General features: G+C 46.5%; 6 protein-coding genes and 1 other annotated feature. Of the genes, 5 read left to right on the top strand and 1 reads right to left on the bottom strand.

The genetic code is table 11. The features are described 5' to 3' along the window. Positions 1-10: 10 nt before the first annotated feature. Complete coding sequence (gene rnm / locus R7E42_RS17045) at positions 11-868, bottom strand: RNase RNM (RefSeq protein WP_005386777.1); 858 nt, start codon at positions 866-868, stop codon at positions 11-13. Positions 869-963: 95 nt separating this feature from the next. Between rnm and R7E42_RS17050 the strand changes: the two genes are divergently transcribed. The 5 genes from R7E42_RS17050 (at position 964) to trpCF (ending at position 5957) form a co-directional block, all read left to right on the top strand. Next, entirely contained in the window at positions 964-1089 is a 126-nt protein-coding gene (locus tag R7E42_RS17050) for a trp operon leader peptide (RefSeq protein ID WP_005376787.1), read from the top strand. After that, positions 1036-1139, top strand: a sequence feature (Trp leader region). (Overlaps the previous gene by 54 nt.) Before the next feature lie 126 nt (positions 1140-1265). Next, the gene (locus tag R7E42_RS17055; protein WP_172563556.1) at positions 1266-2831 is read left to right on the top strand and encodes an anthranilate synthase component 1; all 1566 of its coding nucleotides are present in this window, start codon (positions 1266-1268) and stop codon (positions 2829-2831) included. A gap of 16 nt (positions 2832-2847) precedes the next feature. Next, entirely contained in the window at positions 2848-3456 is a 609-nt protein-coding gene (locus tag R7E42_RS17060; RefSeq protein ID WP_005376785.1) for an aminodeoxychorismate/anthranilate synthase component II, read from the top strand. 37 nt (positions 3457-3493) lie between these two features. After that, the gene (trpD, locus tag R7E42_RS17065; protein ID WP_213962758.1) at positions 3494-4504 is read left to right on the top strand and encodes an anthranilate phosphoribosyltransferase; all 1011 of its coding nucleotides are present in this window, start codon (positions 3494-3496) and stop codon (positions 4502-4504) included. Between the two features lie 13 nt (positions 4505-4517). Further along, the gene (gene trpCF, locus R7E42_RS17070) at positions 4518-5957 is read left to right on the top strand and encodes a bifunctional indole-3-glycerol-phosphate synthase TrpC/phosphoribosylanthranilate isomerase TrpF (RefSeq protein WP_318072857.1); all 1440 of its coding nucleotides are present in this window, start codon (positions 4518-4520) and stop codon (positions 5955-5957) included. Positions 5958-6098: the final 141 nt, after the last annotated feature.

Raw genomic sequence — 6098 nt, forward strand, 5'->3', positions numbered from 1 at the left:
CGACTTCGTATTACTGAGTATTATTCAACGAAGGATCTATTCCCCAATCTTTCCAAACTGGTTCGACGCCAGCAGGCAACCATAGGTTCCTTCCTAGCTCCATCCACGGTGATGGGTAGTGAAAATCACTGCCTTGAGAGGCTAATAGTTTGTATTGTATAGCATAATCAGCCAAGTTGCGCCTTTCTTGTTGCGCTTGCTGTGGCTGTGCAACTTCCATCGCATCACCACCCGCTTCGACAAACGCTGCTAGAAGACGCTTAATCCACTTCGCTGTCAACTTATATCTACCAGGATGCGCTAATACCGCCATTCCACCAGCCGCATGGATAGCATCAACCGCATCCTTCATCGAACACCAATTCGGTGGTACATAACCTGGGTTATTACGCGTTAGGTATTTTTTAAACACCATTTGCATGGTTTTTGCGTAACCATTATCTACCAACCATTTCGCGAAATGCGCTCTTGTCACTGGAGCATCACCGGCGATTTGCCTTACCTCTTCAAGCACACCTACTCGAGTTGCTTTTTGTAGTCGCTCTGCAATTAACTCAGATCGTGTTATGCGATGCTGCTTCTGCTGTTCTATAAGGGCAGATAATTGTTCATTTTCCGGATCAATATTCAGGCCGACAATATGAATGTCTTTGTTTTGCCAGACGGTCGATATCTCAATGCCATTGATGATTTTTATCGGCAAATTATTATCTTGAACGTATTGCTTAGCTAACGCCAAACCGTCAACCGTATCGTGATCAGTGATCGCCAAAACCTCGATATCAAAACTCAGCGCCCTTTCCACTAAATCTTTAGGTTCTAACCGACCGTCCGATGCAGTGGTGTGACTATGTAAATCAATTCTCATATTTTTATCGTTTTAATGCCGTTTTGGGGTTGACTTTTTACTCTCGCACTAGTTAACTAGTACACAAATACAAAGTACGTAATTTAAGGTTCACCATGTTACAAGAATTTAACCAAAACCAAAAAGCGAAAGTTGCGGTTTGTCTTAATAAGGCAAACTCATCAGATCTTGCTTGGTGGCGCACTTGGACTAGTTCTTGGTGGGCAAACGTATACTTCTAGTTTATAGAACCAAACGTTGTAAAGCCCGCTACTTAAGCGGGCTTTTTTGTTTTGTTGCTCATTTCACATTCAACTGCCTAAACATTAATCGAATATAGCCAACTCTAGATTGGGAGAACGTTTGCTTTATGCGACTATGTACGGCAGGAAGATTTAAACAGCTACAAGGAGGTCTTGTGAACAAGGCCATTGAAATTAAGAAACTTGGACAGCTTGAAGTGCTAACGGCTTCCGTCCCTTATACTCAAGACCCGACTCGCTTGTTCCACACACTATGTGAGAACAAAACTGACAGCCTATTGCTGGAATCTGCTGAGATCGATTCAAAGCAAAATTTAAAATCCCTGCTGATCGTAGATTCAGCGGTTCGCATTGTTTGCTTCGGCCATACCGTTAGCATGCACGCCTTGACCAATAACGGTAAAAACCTACTGTCTCACCTAAACCAGAACATCCGTGGTGACGTTGAGAGCAAGTTCGATGGCGAAACGCTAACTTTGCAGTTTAACCAGCCATGCGACACGTTAGATGAAGACTCTCGCCTACGTGAAGCCTCTTCTTTCGATGCGCTACGTTTGGTTCAGCATAGTTTTGATATTTCACAGCAAGACAAACACGCAATTTTCCTTGGTGGTCTGTTTGCCTACGACTTAGTCGCAAACTTTGAGCCGCTTGGTAATGCCGAAGTAACAAATCAGTGTCCAGATTACGTTTTCTACGTCGCGGAAACACTACTTGTTGTCGACCATCAAACGGAATCTTGCCAGCTTCAAGCGACGTTGTTTGTTGATGGTTCAGAGAAAACAACGTTGGAGACTCGTATTGCAGAAATTAGCGCCCAGTGTGCAGCGCCAAAACTGTTGCCGAGTGCAGAGCAAATAACAGATGTAACGGTAGAACCTAGCGTGTCTGATGCAGACTTCTGCCAAACCGTTCGCGACTTAAAAGAGTTCGTAGTGAAAGGCGATGTATTCCAAGTTGTACCGTCTCGTAGATTCACTCTACCTTGTCCTTCTCCACTGGCGGCTTATAAAGAACTGAAACAAAGTAACCCAAGCCCTTACATGTTCTACATGCAAGATGAGCTGTTCACTCTGTTTGGCGCATCACCAGAAAGCGCGCTTAAGTATGAAACCGATACCAACCAAATTGAAATCTACCCAATCGCAGGCACACGTCGCCGTGGTAAACGCCCGAATGGAGAGATTGATTTCGACCTAGATAGCCGCATCGAACTTGAACTGCGCACAGACATGAAAGAAAACGCAGAACACATGATGTTGGTTGACTTGGCACGTAACGACGTCGCTCGTATTGCTCAAGCTGGTACTCGCCACGTAGCAGACCTTCTAAAAGTCGACCGCTACAGCCACGTAATGCACTTGGTGTCTCGTGTGGTTGGTCAACTGCGTGAAGACCTAGACGCCCTGCACGCATACCAAGCATGTATGAACATGGGTACGCTCACCGGCGCACCTAAGATTCGTGCCATGCAGTTGATTCGCGATGTAGAAGGCGCACGACGCGGTAGCTACGGCGGCGCTGTTGGCTACCTCACTGGTGAAGGCACACTCGACACCTGTATCGTGATCCGCTCAGCGTACGTTGAGAACGGCATTGCTCAAGTTCAAGCTGGTGCTGGCGTGGTGTTCGACTCTGATCCACAAGCGGAAGCAGACGAAACGCGCGGCAAAGCACAAGCGGTAATCTCTGCTATCCAAGCAGCGCATAAGTCACAATAAGGAATAGGGTTCAGAGATGGCTAATATCATTTTTATCGATAACTTTGACTCGTTCACCTACAACCTTGTGGATCAGTTCCGCTCGCTAGGTTACTCAGTCAAGATTTACCGAAACAACATCCCAGCAGAAACCATCGAACAAGCGGTAAACGAGCTTGAAAACCCAGTGGTTCTGCTATCACCAGGTCCTGGCGCACCGTCAGAGGCAGGCTCAATGCCAGAGCTTATCCAACGTATGAAAGGCAAAGTGCCAATGATTGGTATTTGTCTTGGTCACCAAGCGATTGTTGAAGCATACGGCGGCACCGTTGCTGGCGCGGGCGAAATCATTCACGGTAAGGTCTCTATGATGGAGCACCAAAACCATGCGATTTACCAAAACCTACCATCACCACTTGCAATTGCACGTTACCACTCGCTGGTTGCGACCAAGGTTCCTGAGAGCCTAACCATCACAGCAGAAGTGGATAACTTGGTAATGTCTGTTGTACATGAAGAAGATAAAGTTTGCGGGTTCCAGTTCCACCCGGAATCTATTATGACGACCTACGGAGCAACACTGTTGGCCAATGCCATCGAATGGGCACTTGAAGAACAAACTTCAGCGAACCCACTCACTGCTTAAAAAGCACTTGGCACATAAGAAATTTAGGAGAGGAAATATGGAAGCAATCATCAACCCTATTATTACCAAACTGTACGAGCAAGAATCGCTTACTCAGGAAGAGAGCCAACAGCTATTCGACATCATTATCCGTGGTGAACTAGATCCAATTTTGATGGCGTCAGCACTGACTGCACTAAAAATCAAAGGCGAAACACCAGATGAAATTGCAGGCGCGGCGAAAGCACTGCTGGCAAACGCAAACCCATTCCCTCGCCCAGATTACGATTTCGCAGATATCGTAGGTACTGGCGGCGACGGTCACAACACCATCAACATTTCAACCACTGCGGCGTTTGTTGCTGCAGCATGTGGTCTAAAAGTAGCGAAACACGGTAACCGCAGCGTTTCAAGCAAATCTGGTTCTTCTGACCTTCTTGATTCATTTGGTATCAACCTAGCTATGAGCGCAGAAGATACGCGCAAAGCGGTCGACGATATCGGTGTTGCTTTCCTATTTGCACCTCAGTACCACGGTGGTGTGCGCCATGCGATGCCAGTGCGTCAAACCATGAAAACACGCACCATCTTTAACATTCTTGGCCCACTGATTAACCCTGCTCGTCCTAACATCGAATTGATGGGCGTTTACAGTGAAGAACTGGTTCGTCCTATCGCAGAAACCATGCTACAAATGGGTATGAAGCGCGCCGCTGTAGTACACGGCAGTGGCTTGGATGAAGTGGCGATTCATGGTGAAACAACCGTTGCCGAAATCAAAGACGGTAAGATCACAGAATACAAACTAACGCCTGCAGACTTCGGTCTAGAAACACACCCACTAGAAGCAATCAAAGGTGGCGATCCTGAAGAAAACAAAGCGATCATTACCAATATTCTGACGGGTAAAGGTACAGACGCACAATTGGGCGCAGTGGCAGTAAACGTTGCTCTGCTAATGCGTCTATTCGGCCACGAAGATTTAAAAGCCAACACGCAACAAGCGATTGAGGCAATGAATTCAGGCAAGGCGTACCAATTGGTACAACAACTTGCCGCACACGCTTAAGGAATTGAAGAAGATGACTGACTTCAACACTCAGCAAGCTGACAACCTGTCTGAACACGTTTCTAAGAAAGAAGCAGAAATGGCAGAAGTACTGGCGAAAATTGTCCGCGACAAATATCAGTGGGTAGCAGACCGTAAGGTGTCTCAACCGCTAAGCACATTTCAGTCTGATTTGCTGCCATCGGACCGCAGCTTCTACGATGCTCTGAGTGGCGAAAAGACGGCATTCATCACCGAATGTAAGAAGGCATCTCCTTCTAAAGGTTTGATTCGTGATCACTTCGACTTGGATTACATTGCATCGATTTACAACAACCACGCAGATGCAATTTCAGTCCTAACAGACGAGAAGTACTTCCAAGGTAACTTTGACTTTCTTCCTCAAGTGCGTGGTCAAGTCAAACAACCGGTTCTGTGCAAAGACTTCATGATAGATACCTACCAAGTTTACCTTGCACGTCATTACAGTGCTGATGCTGTGCTACTGATGCTTTCTGTCCTGAATGACGAAGAGTATAAAGCCTTAGAAGAAGCAGCACACAGCCTGAACATGGGTATCCTGACCGAAGTCAGCAACGAAGAAGAGCTTCATCGTGCAGTTAAGCTAGGCGCACGCGTTATCGGCATCAATAACCGTAACCTTCGCGACCTAAGTACTGATTTGAATCGTACAAAAGAACTGGCACCGACAATTCGCGAACTGGCTCCTAATGCAACAGTAATCTCAGAATCTGGCATTTATACACATCAACAAGTTCGTGATTTAGCGGAATACACAGACGGCTTCTTGATTGGTAGTTCACTGATGGCGGAAGACAACCTTGAACTTGCAGTACGTAAAGTGACTTTAGGCGAAAACAAAGTCTGTGGCTTAACGCACCCAGATGACGCAGCGAAAGCGTACCAAGCTGGTGCGGTATTTGGTGGTCTGATTTTTGTCGAGAATTCGAAGCGTGCGGTCGACCTTGAAGGTGCGCGCTTAACCATGAGCGGTACTCCACTGAACTATGTAGGCGTTTTCCAAAATCACGATATCGATTTTGTTGCTTCTGTCGTCACCTCTTTGGGTTTAAAAGCGGTGCAACTGCACGGTCAAGAAGACCAAGCTTACGTTAATCAGCTAAAAGCAGAGCTACCAGCATGTGTTGAAATCTGGAAAGCTTACGGTGTGACAGATGCGAAGCCAGAACTGCTTTCGGACAACATTGACCGTCACCTATTAGATGCACAAGTTGGCACTCAAACAGGTGGAACCGGACAAGTGTTCGACTGGTCACTGATCGGTGACCCAAGTCAAATTATGCTAGCGGGCGGACTGTCGCCAGAAAATGCTCAACAAGCAGCGACACTAGGTTGCTTGGGATTAGATTTAAACTCTGGTGTAGAAAGCGCACCAGGCAAAAAAGATTCACAGAAGTTGCTTGCGGCCTTCACCGCCATTCGCAACTACTAAAGCTGGACATCAGCTAAAAAATTTAAAGCTATTCGTAGCGAAAAATACGAGAAGGAATATAACGATGGCAAAACTGAATGCCTACTTTGGCGAATACGGCGGTCAGTACGTTCCGCAAATTCTAGTTCCAGCGCTGGAGCA

It is taken from the genome of Vibrio sp. Vb1337 (assembly GCF_033338715.1).
GTDB lineage: Bacteria > Pseudomonadota > Gammaproteobacteria > Enterobacterales > Vibrionaceae > Vibrio > Vibrio alginolyticus.